This is a genomic window from Bradyrhizobium sp. STM 3561 (assembly GCF_045571455.1).
Classification (GTDB): Bacteria; Pseudomonadota; Alphaproteobacteria; order Rhizobiales; family Xanthobacteraceae; genus Bradyrhizobium; species Bradyrhizobium vignae.
In genome coordinates, this window is record NZ_CP120695.1 from 3,404,902 (window position 1) to 3,424,398 (window position 19,497).

General features: G+C 59.4%; 26 protein-coding genes. 9 read left to right on the forward strand and 17 right to left on the reverse strand.

The window, feature by feature from the left end:
- Positions 1-5 precede the first annotated feature (5 nt).
- Together P6U28_RS15980 and P6U28_RS15985 are read right to left on the reverse strand one after the other, a co-directional pair.
- Complete coding sequence (locus tag P6U28_RS15980) at positions 6-1,118, reverse strand: S9 family peptidase (protein ID WP_122402950.1); 1,113 nt, start codon at positions 1,116-1,118, stop codon at positions 6-8.
- Positions 1,119-1,381: 263 nt separating this feature from the next.
- Complete coding sequence (locus P6U28_RS15985) at positions 1,382-2,353, reverse strand: SDR family oxidoreductase (RefSeq protein ID WP_129145808.1); 972 nt, start codon at positions 2,351-2,353, stop codon at positions 1,382-1,384.
- Between the two features lie 357 nt (positions 2,354-2,710).
- Here P6U28_RS15985 and P6U28_RS15990 point away from each other — a divergent pair, with 357 nt between their 5' ends.
- Positions 2,711-2,950, forward strand: a complete 240-nt coding sequence (locus P6U28_RS15990; RefSeq protein ID WP_122402948.1) for a hypothetical protein — start codon at positions 2,711-2,713, stop codon at positions 2,948-2,950.
- Between the two features lie 130 nt (positions 2,951-3,080).
- On the opposite strand, the gene P6U28_RS15995 is transcribed toward P6U28_RS15990, so the two are convergent.
- Positions 3,081-3,674, reverse strand: a complete 594-nt coding sequence (locus tag P6U28_RS15995) for an alpha/beta hydrolase fold domain-containing protein (protein ID WP_407122711.1) — start codon at positions 3,672-3,674, stop codon at positions 3,081-3,083.
- Positions 3,675-3,689: 15 nt separating this feature from the next.
- Positions 3,690-4,055 carry a hypothetical protein gene (locus tag P6U28_RS16000; protein ID WP_407122712.1) on the reverse strand — a complete coding sequence of 122 codons (366 nt, stop codon included), beginning with the start codon at positions 4,053-4,055 and terminating at the stop codon, positions 3,690-3,692.
- Between the two features lie 121 nt (positions 4,056-4,176).
- Here P6U28_RS16000 and P6U28_RS16005 point away from each other — a divergent pair, with 121 nt between their 5' ends.
- Together P6U28_RS16005 and P6U28_RS16010 are read left to right on the forward strand one after the other, a co-directional pair.
- Positions 4,177-4,848, forward strand: coding sequence for a TetR/AcrR family transcriptional regulator (locus P6U28_RS16005; protein WP_162500247.1), 672 nt, complete (start codon positions 4,177-4,179; stop codon positions 4,846-4,848).
- Between the two features lie 1,232 nt (positions 4,849-6,080).
- Positions 6,081-7,322 (forward strand): tyrosine-type recombinase/integrase, encoded by a 1,242-nt coding sequence (locus P6U28_RS16010; RefSeq protein ID WP_407122713.1) that lies wholly within the window; start codon positions 6,081-6,083, stop codon positions 7,320-7,322.
- A gap of 963 nt (positions 7,323-8,285) precedes the next feature.
- On the opposite strand, the gene P6U28_RS16015 is transcribed toward P6U28_RS16010, so the two are convergent.
- Positions 8,286-8,756 (reverse strand): hypothetical protein, encoded by a 471-nt coding sequence (locus P6U28_RS16015; protein WP_407122715.1) that lies wholly within the window; start codon positions 8,754-8,756, stop codon positions 8,286-8,288.
- Positions 8,757-8,904: 148 nt separating this feature from the next.
- Here P6U28_RS16015 and P6U28_RS16020 point away from each other — a divergent pair, with 148 nt between their 5' ends.
- From P6U28_RS16020 to P6U28_RS16035, 4 genes are all read left to right on the forward strand, one after another.
- Positions 8,905-9,084 (forward strand): transcriptional regulator, encoded by a 180-nt coding sequence (locus P6U28_RS16020; RefSeq protein WP_407122716.1) that lies wholly within the window; start codon positions 8,905-8,907, stop codon positions 9,082-9,084.
- A gap of 190 nt (positions 9,085-9,274) precedes the next feature.
- Positions 9,275-9,373 carry a hypothetical protein gene (locus tag P6U28_RS16025; RefSeq protein WP_407122717.1) on the forward strand — a complete coding sequence of 33 codons (99 nt, stop codon included), beginning with the start codon at positions 9,275-9,277 and terminating at the stop codon, positions 9,371-9,373.
- Positions 9,374-9,410: 37 nt separating this feature from the next.
- Positions 9,411-10,001 (forward strand): hypothetical protein, encoded by a 591-nt coding sequence (locus P6U28_RS16030; protein ID WP_407122718.1) that lies wholly within the window; start codon positions 9,411-9,413, stop codon positions 9,999-10,001.
- A 3-nt stretch (positions 10,002-10,004) separates the two neighbouring features.
- Positions 10,005-10,235, forward strand: a complete 231-nt coding sequence (locus P6U28_RS16035; RefSeq protein WP_407122719.1) for a hypothetical protein — start codon at positions 10,005-10,007, stop codon at positions 10,233-10,235.
- Between the two features lie 4 nt (positions 10,236-10,239).
- On the opposite strand, the gene P6U28_RS16040 is transcribed toward P6U28_RS16035, so the two are convergent.
- Positions 10,240-10,467 carry a hypothetical protein gene (locus tag P6U28_RS16040; protein ID WP_407122720.1) on the reverse strand — a complete coding sequence of 76 codons (228 nt, stop codon included), beginning with the start codon at positions 10,465-10,467 and terminating at the stop codon, positions 10,240-10,242.
- A gap of 116 nt (positions 10,468-10,583) precedes the next feature.
- On the opposite strand from P6U28_RS16040, the gene P6U28_RS16045 reads away from it, so the two are divergent.
- Together P6U28_RS16045 and P6U28_RS16050 are read left to right on the forward strand one after the other, a co-directional pair.
- Positions 10,584-11,003: a hypothetical protein gene (locus P6U28_RS16045; protein WP_407122721.1), complete on the forward strand. Its 420-nt coding sequence runs from the start codon at positions 10,584-10,586 to the stop codon at positions 11,001-11,003.
- A 216-nt stretch (positions 11,004-11,219) separates the two neighbouring features.
- Positions 11,220-11,525 carry a hypothetical protein gene (locus P6U28_RS16050; RefSeq protein ID WP_407122722.1) on the forward strand — a complete coding sequence of 102 codons (306 nt, stop codon included), beginning with the start codon at positions 11,220-11,222 and terminating at the stop codon, positions 11,523-11,525.
- A 180-nt stretch (positions 11,526-11,705) separates the two neighbouring features.
- On the opposite strand, the gene P6U28_RS16055 is transcribed toward P6U28_RS16050, so the two are convergent.
- From P6U28_RS16055 to P6U28_RS16105, 11 genes are all read right to left on the reverse strand, one after another.
- On the reverse strand, positions 11,706-13,109 hold the full coding sequence (locus tag P6U28_RS16055; RefSeq protein ID WP_407122723.1) for a hypothetical protein: 1,404 nt from the start codon (positions 13,107-13,109) through the stop codon (positions 11,706-11,708).
- Positions 13,072-14,130: a nucleoid-associated protein gene (locus P6U28_RS16060; protein WP_407122724.1), complete on the reverse strand. Its 1,059-nt coding sequence runs from the start codon at positions 14,128-14,130 to the stop codon at positions 13,072-13,074. The genes P6U28_RS16055 and P6U28_RS16060 overlap by 38 nt, the downstream gene beginning before the upstream one ends.
- A 308-nt stretch (positions 14,131-14,438) precedes the next feature.
- The gene (locus P6U28_RS16065) at positions 14,439-14,741 is read right to left on the reverse strand and encodes a hypothetical protein (protein ID WP_407122725.1); all 303 of its coding nucleotides are present in this window, start codon (positions 14,739-14,741) and stop codon (positions 14,439-14,441) included.
- Positions 14,741-14,875: a hypothetical protein gene (locus P6U28_RS16070; RefSeq protein WP_407122726.1), complete on the reverse strand. Its 135-nt coding sequence runs from the start codon at positions 14,873-14,875 to the stop codon at positions 14,741-14,743. The genes P6U28_RS16065 and P6U28_RS16070 overlap by 1 nt, the downstream gene beginning before the upstream one ends.
- Before the next feature lie 128 nt (positions 14,876-15,003).
- On the reverse strand, positions 15,004-15,393 hold the full coding sequence (locus tag P6U28_RS16075; RefSeq protein WP_407122727.1) for a hypothetical protein: 390 nt from the start codon (positions 15,391-15,393) through the stop codon (positions 15,004-15,006).
- Entirely contained in the window at positions 15,390-16,166 is a 777-nt protein-coding gene (locus P6U28_RS16080; protein WP_407122729.1) for a glycoside hydrolase family protein, read from the reverse strand. Before P6U28_RS16080 ends, P6U28_RS16075 begins: the two co-directional genes overlap by 4 nt.
- Positions 16,163-16,420, reverse strand: coding sequence for a hypothetical protein (locus tag P6U28_RS16085; RefSeq protein ID WP_407122730.1), 258 nt, complete (start codon positions 16,418-16,420; stop codon positions 16,163-16,165). Before P6U28_RS16085 ends, P6U28_RS16080 begins: the two co-directional genes overlap by 4 nt.
- Before the next feature lie 290 nt (positions 16,421-16,710).
- A complete protein-coding gene (locus tag P6U28_RS16090; RefSeq protein ID WP_407122732.1) occupies positions 16,711-18,300 on the reverse strand; it encodes a hypothetical protein in 1,590 nt (529 codons plus the stop codon).
- Positions 18,301-18,666 (reverse strand): hypothetical protein, encoded by a 366-nt coding sequence (locus P6U28_RS16095; protein ID WP_407122733.1) that lies wholly within the window; start codon positions 18,664-18,666, stop codon positions 18,301-18,303.
- Positions 18,663-19,088, reverse strand: a complete 426-nt coding sequence (locus tag P6U28_RS16100) for a hypothetical protein (protein WP_407122735.1) — start codon at positions 19,086-19,088, stop codon at positions 18,663-18,665. Before P6U28_RS16100 ends, P6U28_RS16095 begins: the two co-directional genes overlap by 4 nt.
- 7 nt (positions 19,089-19,095) lie before the next feature.
- Positions 19,096-19,491 carry a hypothetical protein gene (locus P6U28_RS16105; RefSeq protein ID WP_407122736.1) on the reverse strand — a complete coding sequence of 132 codons (396 nt, stop codon included), beginning with the start codon at positions 19,489-19,491 and terminating at the stop codon, positions 19,096-19,098.
- Positions 19,492-19,497: the final 6 nt, after the last annotated feature.

The window sequence follows — 19,497 nt, forward strand, 5'->3', positions numbered from 1 at the left end:
GCGCTTCAGATTCGCAGAGGCGAACTGAGCCGGGATTCAAGCCAGTCGAAGATGTATTCGTTGGCGAGGCTCGGATTGTCCGCGTGGGCCTGCGCGGCGCCGGTTTCACCGGCGGTGAACACCTTGAGCATGACCTCGGAGCTGCCAAGCCGCGACGTCTGCACGATCTGGCGGGCGCGGTCGGCCTTGAGCCAGCCGTCCTCGCCCAGCGTGATCAGCACCGGACATTCGGCGCTGGAGGCCATCAGCGGCGCATGGGGCACCGGAACGATGCTGACGTCGCTCATCGCAAAGCGGCTGGCGAAGAAGGCCCGCTCGTGCAAGTCCCACAGTCCGCCGTCGCAAACGGCCGCCGCCAGTCGCGGCTCCTGCAACACCGCGCGTGCCACGAAGGACGAGCCCCAGCCATCGGCCACGATGGCGATGCGGCCGACATCGACATCGCTGCGCGTCTCCAGATAGTCCATCACGGCCGGAATTGCGCTTTCGAGATCCCGGCGCCGCAGCAGCACATCGAGATAATCGTCGCGCTGATCGCCGAACAGATCCAGCGCCAGCATTGCAAAGCCACGCTCGCGCGCATGCGGCGCCAGCTTGAACAGAAACTCTTCCTTGCGGTGTCCGGGCTCGCCGATGCAGATCACGGTCGGGGCCGGCCCTCGACCCGAGGGCGCAGGCAGGAAATAGCCTTGCAGCGAATGGTCATCGAGCCAGGGGATCGTCACCACTTCGCCGGGGGGCGTGCGTGCCGACAGATAGCGGCGGGCGCATTCCTGCGTCGCGAGCACCGCGACCCAGCGGCGCTCGTCGGCCGCCTCGAGCGGCATCGCCGCCGCAGCGTAGTAGTTCATCGCGCGCAGCCAGTTGCGCTGCGCGCTCGCCATGTGCCCTTCCGCGAACGCGGCTTCGGCGCGGTGCCGGTTGGCCCGCGCGAGCTTTTTCCATTCACGGTGCCAGGACTGATCGTCGCCACGCTTCAGCTGGCGGGCGATCAGCAGGCATTCTGCGATGGTGGCGCCACCCTCCTGCGCCGCGGTGAGGAGCCGCGTGAATTCAGCGGAGATGTCCTCACGCTCCGGGCAAAAGATCAAATCGTCGGAGAGGCATGCGGGCATCATGGTGAGCTACGCTCTGGTCGTCGCGTTACCCTGATTGACTAAACTATTTCAGTTCAGCAACCAAGCTACCGTGCTTCAAATGAGACTCGCTTGAGATCACCATCGCTTGAACGATCGTCCCTGTCGCATGCCCGATATTCCAATTCATCATACGGCTACCAATTGGCGGGAGCTGGCACGCGAAATCAGCCGCGCACCTCTTGTCATGACGACCATCATACCTACATCTGGGCGCTTCTCTTGAGTGGGTCGGCAGTGCCGACTCACCCGAGCCGCCAGCCCACCTCTTGCGTTAAACTTTCGTAGAAGGCGCGGTCGTAAGCCTGCTCCGGCGTGGCGCGCACCCGCTCGTCGAGATGCTTGGCGTCCTCGCCGACGAGAATACGCCAGCGCTCCGCCTTGACGCCGTCGAGAATGATCTTCGCCGCCTGCGCCGCCGTCGTCGGCGCATCCTCCAGGAAGCTGCGGGCGCGCTCGGCGAACGCCGCCTGGATGTCGTCGTCCGACATCTTGTCGGCATCCGGCACGCCGGCCGCGGCCATGCGCTTGCGGGTCAGCGCCACCTCGTCGTCGCTGAGCCGCTCCGAGCCGTCGCCCGTCTGCACCTTGCGCGAATTGGAGACTATCGAGGTGCCGATGTGACCGGGCATCACCACCGAGCATTTGACGTGCGGGGCATGCAGGCGAAGATCGTTGATCAGCGCTTCGGTAAATCCTTTCACGGCGAACTTGGCCGAGCTGTAGGCTGTGTGCGCCTGGTTCATGCCGATCGAGGCCCAGAAGCCGTTGACGCTCGCGGTGTTGACGATGTGGGCCTCGTCCGCCGCCACCAGCATCGGCAGGAAGGTGCGCACGCCGAGATAGACGCCGCCCCAGCAGATGTTGAAGGTGCGCTCCCACTGCTCGCGCGTGTTGGTGAACAGGCTGCCGCCGCCGCCGATGCCGGCATTGTTGAACAGGAGATGGATCTTGTCCGTCTTCTGCTGCTCCGCGAGCTCGTCGCGAAAGCGCTTCAGATGATCCTCGATCGCGACGTCGGCGACATGCGTCGTGACGCGCAGGCCCTGCGGCAGCCTGTCGACCTCGCACAACCGCTTGGTCTCGGCCATCGCCGCTTCCGAGACGTCGCACATCGCGACGTTGCAGCCTTCGGCGACGAGCTGCCGCGCGAGCTCGCGCCCCATCCCCGTGCCGCCGCCGGTGATGACCGCGATCTTTCCAGCAAAATCCTTCATCGGACTTCGGTCCCTCCCCTTGTCGGTATGTTTCTTCGTCGCAGCGCCATTTAGCGAGGCGCGCGCAAAACTGTAGCAGCGCCGCATCCGCGGGTAAAAGCGGATCGGCGATGCCATTCGGCATCAGTTATTTCGGCACACGGATTATCGGCCACTCCAGTGCGGTCACCACGCGGAGCGCGCGGTCGGCGTCTCAAGGCGCACCGCCATAACCCGAAGCCGGACAAATGCGGGAACCACGGGGGAATGGACGCTGGGTTTGAGTCGGCCAAGCCAGCGTGTTGTTTGCGTGTAACAGGCTCTGGCACTCCGCTTGCATCCTCTTCGTGGTCAGAAACAACCAATGAGGTGACAGGAATGTTCGTGACCGTCGTAGCGGTGCTCTGCCGGCTAGGTGCGTCTGCCTCGGGCGCTTGCGTCGAGGAAATCGTGACCGACAGCAACATGACGCCCGAGATTTCGATGATGCAGTGTGCGGTCGGTGCACAGGCCCCCTTAGCGAAATGGATGGGCGAGCATCCGATCTATCACGCCAACTGGCGCCTCGAGCGCTACAAATGCGTGCCAGGTCACTACGAGATCAAGGGCCGCGCCTGAAGGCCCGCAAAAAACGGATAGCAAGACGACGAGGAAACGCCCCGGGGATCGCCTTATCCCTCCACGCGGGCGCCGCCAGCGCCGGACCGTTCGCGGCAACGCGCTCTGTGACGATGATCACGCCACATTCCTACCCAATCTCACGCAGGATGATTGCACGCGCCCGCCGTCCTTCCGGCGTCGGCATCAACGCATAATTATGCGGCTGGCCGCGCAAAAGATGCAGCTCGACCGACACGCCCACCGTCCGCGCCCGCTCCGCGAGATCGACGCTGTCAGGGTAGAGCAGATCGCGCGTCCCCGAGAAGATCGTCATCGGCGCCAGCGCGCGGAAGGCGCCGTTGAGCGGACTGACGAAGGGATGGCCGACATCGAGCTCGCCGGCATAGAGCCGTCCCGCCTCGACGATCCCCGGAATGTCCTGGATCGGATCGCGCGCAGCGATCGCAACCTGCTCCACGCGGCTGACCGACGCATCGGCCGCGGGCGAGATCAGCACCAGACGGCTCGGCTGCCGATGGCCGCGATCGCGCAGCCACTGGCAGGCCGCGAGCGCGAGCCCTGCGCCGGCGGAATTGCCGACCACCGTGACCTTTGCGGACCCTGCGTCTTCCAGCAGCATGCGCAGCAGCTCGGCCGTCGTCGGCACGACGTCCTTCGCAGTCGCGCGCGGCGCCAGCGGATAGATCGGCACGACGCAGCAAACGCGCGCCTGCCGAGTCATCTGTCCGACGAAGCATCAATGAGCCGGCACGATCTCATTGATGAAGCCGCCGCCATGCAGGAACATGACGTAGTTGCACCCCTCATGGCCCGACGACGGTGCCGTGTAATAGACCGGCCAGCCGCCCATCTTCGTCAGCGTCGCCTCGACGCCGCGGCCGAGCCCCGTCGGCTCGAACGTTACAGGCTCCAATGCGAGCTTCCGCACGTGGGCCTGCACGGCTTCGGCTGATGCCAGCTGCTTCTTGAACGGAAGAAGGCGCAGCAGCAGGTTGAAGGCGCGGCTTTGCAGGCTTGGCGCGGGATCGCGCCGGGCCGGTGGACTGAACACGCAACCACCCGGGCAAAACTGCAAGGCCGACACGATCCTGGCAACGCTCATGGCCATATCCCCATCTGGCGCGTTCGCGGCGGCGACAAACAGGCTTGCCGACCCGCCGCCGCTTGCCGCTATAATGCGAGCATTCACTCGCTTTTCCTACTCGCATTCAGATCACAAGGCCGTGGCCCGCAAACCGCCCACAAAACCCCGGAAAAATGCCTCGCAGGAGCGATCCCGCGCCACCGTCGACGCGCTGGTCGAGGCGACTGCTCGCATTCTGGTCAAGGAAGGTTTTGAGAAAGCCAGCACCAACCGCATCGCCGAGATCGCCGGCGTCAGCGTCGGCTCGCTCTATCAATACTTCCCGAGCAAGGAGGCGCTCGTCGCCGCCGTGATCGACCGCCACAACGAGGAGATCATGGGCCTCGTCCGCACCGCGCTCCTTGAAGTCGCCGACATGCCGATCGAGCAAGCCGTGCGAAAACTCGTCACCGTCGCAATCGAAGCCCACCGCATCAACCCGAAACTCCACCGCGTCCTCGCCGAGCAGATCCCCCGCACCGGCCAGCTGAAGGACGTCGAAGCCTTCAACCGCGAAGTCCACACCTTGGTGCGCACCTATCTCGGAAGCCGCCGCAAGGAGATGCGCAAGATCGATCCGGGCCTAGCGACGTTCATCTGCGTCAGCACGATCGAGGCCGTCGCGCACAACACGGTGCTGAACCACGCCGAGATGCTGTCGGAGAAGAGGGTGAAGGTCCTGGTGGACGAGACGACGCGGATGGTGGTGGGGTATTTGGCCGTAAGCTCAAACCCAGAGCTGCGCGCCGCCGCAAAACCAGCGCTTGGCTAGCCCCTACCTGGCAACTGCCGATTTTGGAGTTGATAGCGTAAGCTCGATGGCATCATAGGACGAATATTCAAGATGCTCTCCCAGACCTCCCCTTGGAGGATCGCGATCGCACGCTGACGGCAGATCATGACAAGAGGCACCAATACAGTGCTGATCCTGCCAACCCACTTGCCATTCGCTCGATCCGAAATTGGAGCATCAATGCATCGGCTCCCCAGGCAGCGGGGTCGGTTGGTTTTCTACGCATGCAGCCTTCGCAAGACTTTGATGCTTCGTTAGCTGATCGCATCGTTGGCTCGGCCTCAAGCTAGCGGGCTTCTGCTCGCGCTTGGTGTAGCGATGATCTCGATCCCTAGAAGAACCCCTCCGACGATGTCGACGGACCTCATAGCTCGCCCCGTCTCGAACTACGCGAAGTCAAAGTCCGCGGGCTATTTCGTCGTGTCACTTGGCGTCGCTGAACACCCTGGGGCTACCGAGGTGCCGATTGAATAGCAGCTGGGTGGGGTGCGAAACACGCTTTTGGTTGTCTCCGATTGTGGGTTCAGTAAGCCCGAGAGAACTGCCAACGCTGCCATAGCCCCGATGGCAGCAAGCGCGATCTTGTCAGGCCTAGTGAAAACTGTGCGGCACCGGAGCCCGCCTGGTGCAATGTGCTTCAATTAACGCAACTCTGAGTTTCAATAAGATTATCATATGTTTATTCCGGTTCCATCGCAAGTGGCGGTCGTTCGGAGCGGTAGTGCTCGCAGCCAGAAGGGCCCGCCAGATGCGTTAGTTGATCGAGCCGTACAGTGCCCTGTCGCGGCGGCTTACGGAGTCGATGCCGTCCGTTGTCATGTTTGGGATGTAGGCTGGGACTTGGTGCCCCGGCGCGGGTCTCGACGACGCGCGTGGTGTCGATCTCGTGGACTCTCCGCCTTTGGCCTCCTAGCCGAAGAGAACGCGGAGCGAACGGATTGCGTAAACCGCCTGTAAACGGGCGGCCCGCTGCAAACGGGCCGTCTCGAGACGAGATCGAAAGTATTTGGAAAAATGGTCGGAGCGAGAGGATTTGAACCTCCGACCCCTAGTCTCCCAGTTATAAACGACTAGTTTTATAGCCATTCCTGGCGTTGGACGGAATGCAAAAAACATCTGTAAATCAAATGCCATCCAACCAATGACCACTTGCCTTTTTCGCATCGATAGCCAGACTGCTGGCTATATACTGGCTATAAATCTGGTGGGGCATGGCAACGATCAGGATTACGACCGACAGCGTGGCGGCGCTGATGAAGGCGGCTGTTCCGAACAAGACGACCTACTATTTTGACGACGACCTAGCCGGTTTCGGGCTCTACCGGACGACTACCGGAACCGGCACCTACTTCGCCGAATTTCGGCCCGTGGCTGGTGGATCCAAAAAACGATTGAAGCTGGGGCGCGTTGGCACGCTGAAGCCCAATGAGGCCCGTGAGGCGGCTCGCAAGGCGATTGCTAACGCGGCGCTGGGCAAAGACCTCGCTCAAAATCGGAGCGACGAGCGGGCCAGCCTGACCGTTAAAGTGCTGGTCTCGAAATACATCGACGAATACGTGCAGGAGCACAAGAAGGCGTCAACGGCCAACCTCTATCGCATGTTGCTCAAAAAGCACGTTGAGCCACGGCTGGGCACGACAAAGGCAGCGGTGCTGACAAGGGTAGATGTACAGCGTGCACACGCCCTAATGACACGGGAGGCCCGCGTATCGGCTAATCGGGCCATCAAGCTGGTGTCTGCGGCCTACGGCTGGGGCTCGCGCCATGGGCATGTGCCTGAAGGCATGAACCCGGCCTCTGGCGCGAAACTGAACGAAGAGGAAGGCCGCGAACGCTATCTAACCACCGCCGAGCTGCTGGCAATCGGCAACGCCATGATAGAGGCCGAGACTGTTGGCCTGCCGGTGGATGCCGGCAACGCCAAGCACGCGCCTGTTGGGCAGCTTGTGAAGATGTCACCTTACGCAACCGCCGCGGTCAGACTGCTCATGCTCACGGGCGCTCGATTGCGGGAGATTCTGCACCTGCGCTGGGATGAAGTTGATCTGGAGCGCGGCGTTCTACGCCTTCCCGACTCTAAGACCGGCAAGAAGACGATTTACCTGCCGGCTGCCGCCGTCGACATCATCAAGTCCCTTACCAAGCTGGGCGCATTTGTGATTGCGGGTGAGTCGGCGGGAACCAAAAATGAGAAGCCGCGCGCAGACCTGAAGCGCCCATGGACAGCCATTTGTAAGCGAGCTGGCGTGACCGGCGTCAGGATCCACGACCTGCGGCACAGCTTTGCCAGCGTCGGAATTGGCGACCAGATGGGCCTGCCTGTTATTGGCACCCTGCTCGGTCACGCCGACCCTAGCACCACACAGCGATACGCCCACCTGGCAGACGAAGCCGCACGACGCGCGGTGGAGGCCATCGGCGGCAAGATCGCGGCTGCGCTGAGCGGGAAATAGAAAGCGCCCCTGGGGTGGAAAGCCGTAAAATTCAGGGTGAAATAGGCGGATTAATGCTCCACCAGCCCTACGGACTGAGACGACCTCAACCTAACCGTAAGCCAAGCAACGGGGACATGCTTCGATGGAAGAGTTTACGGCCTACTTGTTTGGACCTACCGGACATGTCGTGCAACGCGTAAGGCTCATTTGCGCAGACGAGGAAGCCGCCAAAGAACGAGCGCGGCAACTAGCCGAGATCGACTCCGTCGAGCTTTGGCAGAGCACGCGTAAGATCGCCAGCTACCCAGCACGCGGTCACTGAGGCTCTCAGACGTGGAATCCGACGATAAACCGGATGGCGAAGAAGGAGCCAGTGGCGACAATAGCCGTTGCACTAATCGCGAAAACGACTCTCCAAGTCTCGTCCAATCGTCGCCTCATACAATCGGCCACCTGGCCCCAGGATCCGGCCGGGGGACATGATGATGCTGGGCTTTGCGGACGGGCTCTTGCCTCATAGGACTGAGGCCGTCACCCTGAATATAAGCAGATTCTGGAGCTACCCTTCCATCGTTTGCCGATTATTCCAGGATGTGTGTCCAGATTCACACGGGGTTTGCTGACAAAAGAGAAGGCCGCAGGCGCCGCTTTGGTGCGACCCCTGCGGCCGGCGGCTCGACGTTCCGCACGATCGCCACGGCACGCCACTTAGCTAACACGGAAGGCCCGGCAGCGTGAACCGGCGGGCCGAAGACGAATGACTCGCTGGCGACGCGTTAGAGCGGCAAAGACTGGACCGGCCTCATGGCCGGGGGCCAGCCAGTTGGTCTACCTCATTTTGTCGGTCGCTAAAGGCGTGTTATACAGGCGGCGTAGTAACCGGTCTGCTGTACTGATCGGTGCTACCGCGCGTAGGAACGCGACTGCATTGGGAAACGGGTCGGCACCTTGTGTCGGCCCGTTTTTCGTTGGTAAACGATGTTAAACCAGCCGCACTGGCCTGCGGGCCGCCCCGATCTTGACGACGTATCCACCCTCGACAGCGTAGCACCCCGCGTCATCGCCAGCGGCATTGCGCCAATCGCAACTATCAGGCACCAGGCGAAATCCGATGTCGGACAGGAAGTCTTCTGCTTCCTTTAGCGTCTCGAATGTCTGGCCGACGGCAGTCTCAGCCAGCGACAGGCGTGCTGCATCTTCGCTCAGGCTGTTATAGATCTTGTCCAGCCATTCAGGCTCATACGGCAGCTCGTCGAGCAGCAATAAGGCCTTCTTGCTGAGTTCGCGCCAGTCCGCGGCGGGAGCTTCGAGAATTCTCTCGGCAATTCCGCATGCGGTCTGGGTCATCTCTTCGATGACTATATCTGGAAGCGGGCCACGGGTCAGATTGCGCAACTTCTCGTGGGTGTAGAGAAACTGAGAGAGCGTGGTGGGTCGTTCGGCGGTCTGCATTAGGCTGTCATCCAAGTGGTGATATTTACACCATTTACCATAATAACGTCACCGGTTTGATGTCAACCATTTTTGGTGATATTTTCACCATATGAACCCAGAACAATGCCGGATGGCCCGCGCGGCCTTAAAGTGGAGCACTCAGAAGTTGGCCGAGATGGCCAGTGTGGGCGCGAACACGATCAATCGTTTTGAGGACGGCCAGGACGCACGCCTAAGCAGCGTGGACAAGATGAAGCGCGCCCTCGAATCCGCAGGCGTCATCTTCTTGGGCGATGGTCAATCTATCGACGGCGGGCCGGGCGTCCGTCTCGCAAAAAATCTGTGACGATCTTGGCACGCTCCATTGTCGAGCCGCACTCAATCGCAAGCATTGAGCTGTGACGACGATTCGAAGGTGAAGGCATGGCCAGCGACCGGACTCGACGCAACCGCCCTCGCCGCCGACAAATACCTCAACGTCAAACAGGTGCGTGAACGTTATGGCAGCGTGTCGAACACAATGACTGTTCCGCCGCATGCGCGATGCGGACTTTCCACAACCAACATCGCGCCTTGGAGGGCGCACCAGATTTTGGTTATTGTCGGAATTGCTGACGTGGGGCGGAGCAAACTGACTGCTGATATCGCCCGTCATTATCGGCCAGCGACACGATGACCGACATTTCCGAACACGCTCCCCTCCGGCTACGCAAGGCTGCCGAGATCGCGTTTCCTGGTGGCGGCATGACCGCAAGCGGCCTGCGCCGTGAAGCTATCCGAGGGCGGCTTGTCGTCGAGCGAATAGCTGGCAAGGACTACACCACACTCGCGGCCATCGCGAAGATGCGCGAGTTGTGTCGCGTGCCGGCGAAAAACGACATGATCGTTGGTCGCCTGAACTCGCCGCCGGAATCCCCAGACGTTGAAGACCGCAGCAGTCTGCTTGTGAAGTTAGAGGTGCGGCGAAATGGTCCTCTCAGACTTCGTGAACGCCTGCGCTCGGATTGCGCAGAGGCAGACAAGGCGAATAAGGCGCGACCGATTTCCAAGAGAGAAAGGGATGCTCTGAAGCTGTGTTTCGAGGTGCGCGGGATGTCGATCACCCTAGACAAACATTGGCCGAGAACAGCGCTTTGGCTCGTGCTCCACGGCTTAATTCAGGCAACGGGCCACGATCTGCATGGAAATAGGATTTATCGGATCACCCCTGAAGGTGAAGCGGCTTGGCTCGCAATTGCTAACCGAGAGCGCGTGGATTTTTAGCGCATGACCTCAGAAGACGAAAAGGGCGACACCCCAATCACCGTCGGCACGCTGGAATGGTGCCTCGACAGGCTAGCGTATGCCATGCATCGCGCGCCGGGTGGCGAGGTCTATCTTCCGATCTTCGAGCGGCTAGAATCTGAGCTAGCCGTGGCGAAAGCAAAGGAAGCTATCCTGGAGCGAGTGCGTGTTCGGGCCGCGCGCTTTATGCAGGAGCACTCTATTAAGAAGTAGCGCACTACGTCTCGACTGACGCGCGGAATTTTTCCGCATTCTCCGCGGCAAGAGCCAGAGCACGCGAGAGCTTCAATGCCTGATCCGCAGTGAGCTCGAAATGAACTCCGACAACGCTCGCGATGACAACCGTGATCTCGTCGTCGATTTGCTCGACGCAGACTGCGGCCGACTCATTGAGTTCGATCTCGGCGATCCGGCCCGGGAAATCATACTGCTCTTCATCCGCCATCACTGCACTCCATGCTTCTGTGACAGGGTATCAGACATCCTTGGATCAATCAAAATCCTAGTTGCTATACCCAGCCCGTTCGCCCTATGGTCGCGCCGGGTCTGGGGAGTCATTTCATGAAGATATTTTTCGCGGCGCTAGCGCTGCTCGGCGCCGTTAACTGCCAGGCTCAGTCCGTACAGGCTCAGTCCGTAATGGACGGTTCGGACAAGGGCCTCTCATCAAACGACCGTGCTGGCCTGATGAAGATACTACGAGCTAACTTGGCTGACCCGTTCGGGAGCCAATTGATGGAGCTCACAAGCCCCGCAGCGGGGACGGTGTGCGGGTCATACAACGCTAAGAATACCGCGGGCGGTTTTGTGGGATTCCGCCCCTTCCTTGCTAAGATGGACGACAGTTCGTTCACTGTCGTGCTTCCGCAGATTCAAGTAAACGAGCGATCGAGCCCCGAGTTGCTGCAAGCCGCACTTGATAGAGCAAGGCAAAATCTCTCGGCTTTGAAATCGTTGGAATCTACTTGTGCTCAGAGGTGAGCCGAGAAGATGCAACGCGGTCTGGCCTCGAGGGGCGAAGTTGCATACGTCCACGGATGCGTTCTGCTGCCGCTCACGCGGTGTCAAAAGTAATACAACGACGTCCTCGCCCGCACCCTGCAGAAAGACGGCGCTTGACCGGCCTTTGACGCTGCCGATCATCGCGGTTGAAATGCTACTCCCTCAAACTATAAATTGTTTCAACTGGGGATTCTCATGCCAACCTATCTTGCTTCCTACGATTTGAGAGAAACAAATCCGGATCCGCACGCCGCTTTCCTGAAGCAGGCTGCTGCTTATAACTGGAAACCCTGGGTGCTCGGCTCGAACAACATTTGGTACCGACTTCCGAACACAACGCTCCAAGGAACATTCGCAAATATGGAGGCAGCCGAGACGGCGCTGCAGGGGACGCGTGCAGCCACTGAAAGGGAGATGGGACGGACCGTAACCATGAGCAAATGGATTATTGCCGAATACGGAAACGCTCGATTCAACTCTGATGATAGGCGGAATGCTTGATTAGGTTACCACAAAGAATATTGGTTCAGATATCCTGAGCGCGCCGCTACTGCCGACGTTTTTAAGGCCGAGAGCGCCTGTATGATGGTCGACCACTTGTTAGCCCAGGTCGCGCATCTGATTGGTTACAGACCATAGTCCACCCTCACCCTAAGGTGCCGAGCCTACCGGTCAAATGATTCACTTCAGTGACGGTGCCTTGCTAGGTATCTGCCCTGTCTTATCCATGGTTGTGGCTCCCGGACCATTCTGACTCGAAGGAAGCGGCACGAACGAAACCACGCTAACGGCGAGCAAGAGCAGGGCCGCCAATATGCCACCTATCCAGGCCGCAATTTTGAAGCCGGCTTCTGCTTCAGCAGCGGGCTTCGTAACCATCACTGAATACTCGGCTTCGGGCAGGAAACGATAAAGCCTCTCTCGCCACTGCACGCGCAACTCGCGCTGGATCCGGACAAACTGGTATCCGCTGGCAATCACCGAGCCCACGTATGCGAAAAGTACGATTCCGAGAATCAAAATAGCGGCTAGAATAACTGGGCTGTTAATCGAAATGGTCAACCGCGCCGCGATGACGCCGACCCCGGCGAAAAGAGCGCCTGCAACTGCGGTCGCTAGTTGCCGCGTGGCATCAGAGAGCTTTGTTGTTTCATCGGTGACGGCCTTTCTCAGGTCGGCCATAGCTTTAAGCGAGTCTAGGCTAAGCTTGTGAAGCCCCAATTGAAGGGCAATCTTGGCCCCCTCTAAGGATGGCGAGGAACCTCTTTCGAACAAGAGAGAAGCATCATTGTTCGGCACGTTGGTTCTAGCTAACTCAGCTGCAAGGAGACCATGGCGAGTTTCCGCATCCCGCTCCGACTCGTAGATCCACCGAGCAGCCGCTTGCACAGCTTCAAAGCCGTCTGGTGACATCGTTGCCACCGAGTCCGTGGATACCGTATACCGAGAGACCGGCGGACCTCGGAACATCAGGGTGCCATCGGGTTCGATCTCATTCGTCAGTGAGACGAACAACGCGGCAGCAGACAAGTTTATCCATACCCGAGCGGCACTGTCGTTCCAAGGCGCTTGCGCGCCTTCCTTTAACAGCCACTGCCCCAAGTTGTCAGGCACGCGAGATAACGTGCTACTATCGCGAACAAATTTTCGGGGGCTGCTGGGGATTGGATTTGAGATAAACTCAGTTGCGTCGCCCCAAGGGGCATACCGTACATGATGGCTTTCGAATGCGGTCTCTAGGCGGGCTACCCAAAGTACTGTTCGCTCTGGGGGCCGCGAAAGCCAATCGGCCAATGCAACGTTGGTTACGACCGAGCTAGCTTGGCTGGGAATGCCGTCCTTGGTGATCGTGACCTTGAATGGGCTGAAATCTTCTGAAACATCGTGAAGACCGATGGCTGCTTCAGTGGCGTCCTCGATCGCAAATTTCCACGAGACGTCGAGCGCGCTCTTCGCGAGAGACTTTGCGTCCTGCGCAGACAGGCCTACGACAGCCAGCAGCTCGTCCGTCTCGGTGATAAAAGCACGTTTTTGCGCTGCCCAATCATCAAGCGTCTGGGCGAGATTTTTCAGGGAGTGTTCCATCTTCCACCAGGTGCTCAGACGTTCGGATCGTAATGGTCCACCCTCCGGAACCATTTGGCTGGCGTGACACGGCGCGATTTTCCTGCTCGCCAGGATATATGAGCAAGACGCCTTCCTTCGTCTGCACTTTCCGACGTGGGGCCCTCCGAAGAGATTCTGGATCTGGCTTAAAAGTGACTCCAGCTAGCTTTTTGTCTTTCAGTTGCCTCGACAGAACCTTCTCAATTTCTGCCCTAACGTCCTCGTTGGGTCTTCCAGCGGCGACGAACAGCGCTTCGCGGATGCTTTCATCGTCTACGTTTTCCCTTCCTCGCAGGAAGTCCTTGGTGGCGGAGACCGCTGAAGGTACGTCCTGATCTGGAAGTTGCATTCTACATTTTTGTAGTGTGCCCCGGATGACCTCGTTCAGCCTCTCACTTAGTTCTTTGGTGTCGCGGTCGCGGACAACCTCTAAGAATTTCTGAAAGTAGTCGGTCAGGTCTGGCGCGTCACCCATACGATCAATGGCCGATACGCCGCTTTCGACGACACCATTCTTGACGCGCACCAAGCAAGACTTCTGGATCGCTCGCTTTTCTCGCACAAAAGCATGGACAATCTGTCGAAGTGCGTTTCGACCCTTGTGAGCGTACAGCTCAATTGCTTGGCGATAGTCGTATTTGATCAGACTGTAAAACAGCACCTGGGGGTCGTCTGTTTCGAGTTCAAACACGAAAAAGGCGCCGTCCCGGCTACTCCCAACATGGTCATTAGAAAATCGGCGAGAGAGTTCCTGCGCCCCCTCCTCAAAGCTTATTTCCTGACTTCCGATCTGCTGAAGTAGCGCCTTAGTGGTCGACTTGTTCTCGAACCGATGAACACCGCTCGACGCCGCATCTTGAATTCTAGCCAAAAAGAAATCTATGTGTTCAACGCCATCCATGACTGGCTGCGGCTCGAATTCCTCCTTACCGCCAACGACGTGCACAATCATCTGTCGTATGCGAAGAGAAGCGATCTCATCGTCTGTGAGAAAGCTCATTCAGTCCCCCCTTAATTGCCGCGGGAGAACCTGCTATCTTTCGGCGCAAACGTCAATTGCACGTTCATCAGAACCTTACCTATCGTTGTAGACGGAGCACACATGCGCAGCGAGGAACAGAACTGATTCGGCTTTTCTGCCCCCTCCTCGGGCATCGGCCTCACCGGCTTGCCCGTCATGGAGGGCAGCTGTGTACCAGCGCTGAGCAACCCCACCGGGCGTATGACGATTGTAAGTACCTTTGGCAGTCAGCGACACTAAACAGCGCGCCGAAGAATCAGGCCGGGACATGCCCGGCCTGATTTGAGCTATGAGCCCGGTTTTGGCAAAAAGTGGATGAATAAATTATCGAGGCGATCCCCGAGCCGGTTGATCGCCGCGGTAATCTCGGCCATGGCATCTCGTGAGACGTACTCGGCCGCAACGTGCTCTTTGTGAGAGGCAAGTTCTTTTTCCAGCCCACTGGCTTTAACGGACGCCGCAGAGGCTAATATTTCGGCCGCCTTGGTGCTGGCCTCGGCCTGAGCCAGCCGAGTCGCCAACCTCCAAATCCAGCCAACCACCGCAAGCACAACGGCGACGATAACGCCTGCCAGCGCTTCCCAACCCATCACTTCCATCCCTTCCGCAGATCGCCATACCAGGCCAGAAACCGCTTGCCGCAGCGCTGCTCGACAACCAGCCGCACGCGATCCTGCTTCCAGAGGGATTCAACCTCCGCGACGGTCAGGACCTTCCGCGGCACTTTGACGGGGCCATCCCGGAAGCACGCCTGAATATCTGCCGGGACAGATGGCAAGCTGCCGGACACCGTTGCGCTGGGCTGTGGGGCACACGCACCCAATGCCAGCGCCGTCAGTAGAACTACGTACTTCACTTGATATCCCCCACCCTCTTGGCTGCGTCTTCCGGCAGACATGCGGCATCATTTGCTGGCGTCTGCGCGGCCAGCGCCCTTAGCCTGTCTATCGTGGCTGCATCGGCCGTAGCGCGGGCAGCGTCCGCGTCGTTGGCCTTGGTCAGGGCCTCAATGCGCCCCTTCAGCAGGCCAACCTCGCGGGCGTTCTGCTCGGCCTGCGCCCTACTGTAGGCATTGTGGTCAATCTGCTGGTATGCGAGGCCGGCGATGAGGACGGCTCCGGCCGCGACAGCCACCTTCCAGTTTTTGGCGAACCACGCGATGGCGCCTAAGGCCAATACGGCCATGACAACAGCAATAATCAGCGCAAAGTTGGAGGCGATGTAGGATAAAGCCCAGATCATTTGAAAATCCACTTGTGCCAACGCGGTACGTCCGCAACAACGGGGCACTGTTTGCCTTCGCTCATGGCCTGGTAGCGGCCAGCGCCAAAGCAGAAATACGGATCCACGTCGAACTCGGCTTTGGTAATCGGCTTAGGCATTGGCAATGCTGGCGACTTGGCTGGCGGGGTTTCGCCCTTTAAATCTGCCTTGGACTTCGCCGGTAACGCATCGGCCGCAGCCTTAATGGTCTCCTCGCTGCTGGCCTTGGGCTTCTGGTCCACACCAGAGAAGCACATCCTCTGATCATCGCGGCGCCGGTTAATCAGACCCTTGACCACCTTACCCTGCGCGCGGATGTACCAGCCTGTGTAGACCAGCTTGCCGTCAATGATCTTGGAAGTGAGCAGAGCCGCACACGCGCCGCGAAAGTCGCCAGCGTTAATCTTGGCCACCATGGGCGAACGACAAACAGCCGCCGTTCCAGCGTTATACGACGTGGTAATCATCGCCGCGCGCACGCTATCTGGCACGTCGACCTTGATGCATTCTCCAATGCGAGCATCGTACTCGCGAAGCCGCATGGCGAGGCGGTCGGACCAAAACTTTTCGTCGTGAGTCTCGCCGCACTTGACGCCTTCGGTTTCACCATAGCCGCCAGTGCACGGCCTGCCTGTGCCAATGGTGTCAACCTTTACTGTCGGCCAGTAGCCCTCGGATTTCTTGACGGCAGGCAACACCATGGCGAGAGCGGCAGCGCTGGCGACCGTGATTGCTGTTTTTTTGACTGTCACGCGCCACCTCCGATGTCAGCGGGAGGCACTTGCTTAACCAGCCTCAGAAAGCCAATCAGGCCATAGCCAGCACAGCTCAAACCGAGGAAAAACCACGGGTTGAATACGTCAACGAAAGCGGCCAGTCCCAGCACGGCGCCGGTCAGGACGAACATGAAAAGGCTGGCGCGCACCGACCAAAGCCGATGCAGATCGGTGCGCCAATTATCAATGAGCGTGGGCGCGCGGCTGCGCACCCATGAAATGGGGGACATTTGCGATCCTTTGTGGTGGAGCTTCTGGGTGGCGGAGAGGCGATTCAGCCGCCGGATCAAATGGCGGCGTCTGTCAAGTCGCTATGGCGTACTTGCACGGGACGGGTAGACGCAAAAGGTTCCGGAATTAGCCCGGACCACGCCTATCAAGATTATTGACGGAATGATCGCGCGAGCACCGGTTGCGGCCGCTAGGCTGCAAACATGGCGAAACGCAACCGTCAAAAGAAGGCGCTTACGAAGGGCAAAAAGAAGATCAGGCGGATGCGCTGACCTGGAGGTCGTCCCTCTCAGCTTACACGCGTCGCCTGGATCGTCCCGCTGCAGGAATAGGACGCGCCGCTGTAGGTGGCCTGCGCGTTGAGATAGTAGGGCGTCGAACCGGCAGTCGTTACCCGGATTCTGCGTGACGAGTGAACAATCGACATATCTGCGCCGCTCGGCATCCGGGTGTGATAGCCCTCTCCAACGACACCGGAAACGGTGGAGGCATTTGCGGTGCTTATAACCGTGGTCCAGTCGCTGGATGTCGTAGCACCGGGACCATTGAATGCGTTGACCATCTCCAAGTCCCAGACTCCAGCGGTCGGCGTGATACTCGCAACATTGGCGGCCGTCGCGGATGTCAGCGAAGCGCTTCCGGTCGCGGAAATCCTCTCACCGATCTTGCCGGCAGCCGGTTGCGTCGTTCCGGTCGTGCCGGGCAATTGGCCGACTGTAGCCGTGACGATGCTTTCGGTCAGCCCGAGGTTCGCACGAGCTGTCGCCACATTCGCTAGATCGGAAAGATTGTTCGCACTCGACAAGTCCCCCGCGCCAGGCTGACCAACGATATTAAGATTCCAAGCCGTCCCCGTGCCGCTGCCGCTCGTCTTGTCGCTGGTAATTGTCAGCGTGGTGCCGCTATAAGTCGCAACGCCTTCCACCCACCCCGCCGTTCCGGCTGTCGCCGTGGCCCGCACGCGTGCGCCGTTCTGGTAGGCAAGCCCTGATTGCGTGGTGAACGCTTTTGAGCCGGTGCCGATCGTGAGCGACGTGGTCGATGTGCCGCCGTAACTGGCGCCGTTCGTGCCGTTGGTTCCGTCCGTTCCTTTCTGCGCAACGAGACCCCATTTTCCCGCTGCAAGATCGGTCGCGAACGTGCCTGATGTGTGCGACACAAGGCACATATAGGACGATCCGCCATTCGTCACGTAGCTTGCCGGCGGCCCAGCGACATAGGCGGTTGCAGTGAGCCAGGCCGCCACTGGCAATAGCGGCGTCGCGCCAGTATCGCCCTTGCTCGCCAGCAATTGCCAATAGGTCGTGTTCGGCGCCGTGTGACCAGCGCTCGGCGTGTCGTTGATGTAGATGTAGGACGAACCCGATGTCGTCTGCACGTCACCATAGGCATAGGTCCTGGCGTTGTCATAGGCGCCCGTGAGCTGGAACGCCTTGTAAACGCCGAGATAGGTCCAGACGCCCGCCGACTTGACCCACATTTTTCCCGTGGTCGGTTGGAACGCATATTGCCCGTCATCACCGAGCGAAGGATCTGGAACGGTTGCGGCGGCGTCGACGAAGACGAAAAAGCCAGACGTATTGAGCGCACCGACCAACTTGTCGACATCGCGCGCGTAGGTCTCACCAACGATGCGCTGTTGCGACACCTTCCAGACGACATATGAGGCGCCGCTGAGCGTCGAGCCCGGCCAAGGCGTGATCGTCAGATGCGTGTCGTCGACCACGTCGGTGATCTGCGCAAGGAAATGACCGCTTTGAAAAAGATCGCCCGGCTTGACGTTGCCGGTCGTATTCCAAAGGGGGCCGCTGCCAGTGACAGCAGTGCTGTCGGCCGCAACCGAGGCCGTCCCCGTCGAATAACTTGAAAGCGCCGTCACTTACAAAATCTCCTGCGCGTAATCCATGGAATGTGAATTGATGCCATTGCGATCGAGAATTGCATCCACTTCCGACGCAGTCTTGGCCGCCCTGAGTTGCACGATGACCGCTCGGCGGGCGTTCTCGCGCTGCATCATCACGTCTGGCTTGGCAACAATCAGCCGAGCTAGGTCAGCCGTCGATAGTCCCTCGATGGCCGCCGCTTGCACGAAGCCTTCGGAGGGTGCCGCGCCTTCGATCACAGCTTGCGCGAGAGTCCGCTTTCGATCGTGCGCTAGATCCTGTGGCGTCACCATGAACGCAATGTTGATGCGCCGCTCGGCCTTCTTGACGACTTGGTCCAGCGGATTAAGCCTGATCTTCATGCCACCACCTCGATCGTCAGAATTTCCGTTTGGTACGGAAACGCAGGCTCGATGACGACCGTATAGGTGCCGACGTGATCGGCAGAAAACTCAATCACACCGTCGTTGACCTGCTCCTGATGCACAAGCTTGCCTGCAAACAAGACCGACACGGTTGCCGCGGCCGGATTGAGGGTAAACGTCAGCGCGTCAGTACCATTCGCCCTAATCGGGAGATTAACGCCGTCGATCGCAATGCGCGGCCTCATCACGATATCGCCCGCCTTAACGTAGAACGTGTGCATACCGTCAGCGTCGTCACTATCGAACAGCACGTTAGGAATACCGGCATTGGTGTAGCGCTCGGCTAGCTCTTCAAGAGACACCTGCGCCTGAATGATGCATTGCGTGATCCTGCCATCTGCGTCATAGACCGCGAGCATATGTCTCCTATCCTGCCGGGCGTTTGAAAAGCGTGTAGTAGAGCCGCGAGGCTTGACTTCCGAACTTCGCGCGAAACTTCAGGTAGGACGTGCCTACCTCGGCGTACCACCATTGATCGGTGCCATTGCCGCGAAACATGGTGCAGGTGTTGGCATAAGTCGTCGTAGGCACGCCGCCACTGAGAGTCTTGAAGTGGCCGATGAAGAGCGGGATTTCTGCCAGCGTTTCACCAAAGCTTACGGTAGCGCCGCCGTCATTGATGTCATCGATCGTGCCCCGAAGATATGGTACGAGACCAGACCATCGCGAATCGAAACAGGTCTGAGTGATGTCGGCAGTTGTGACGTCGTAGCCGGGAAGACTGACGGTCATCGCAGCACTCGCGCCGCCCTTGATCAGCACTCGCGG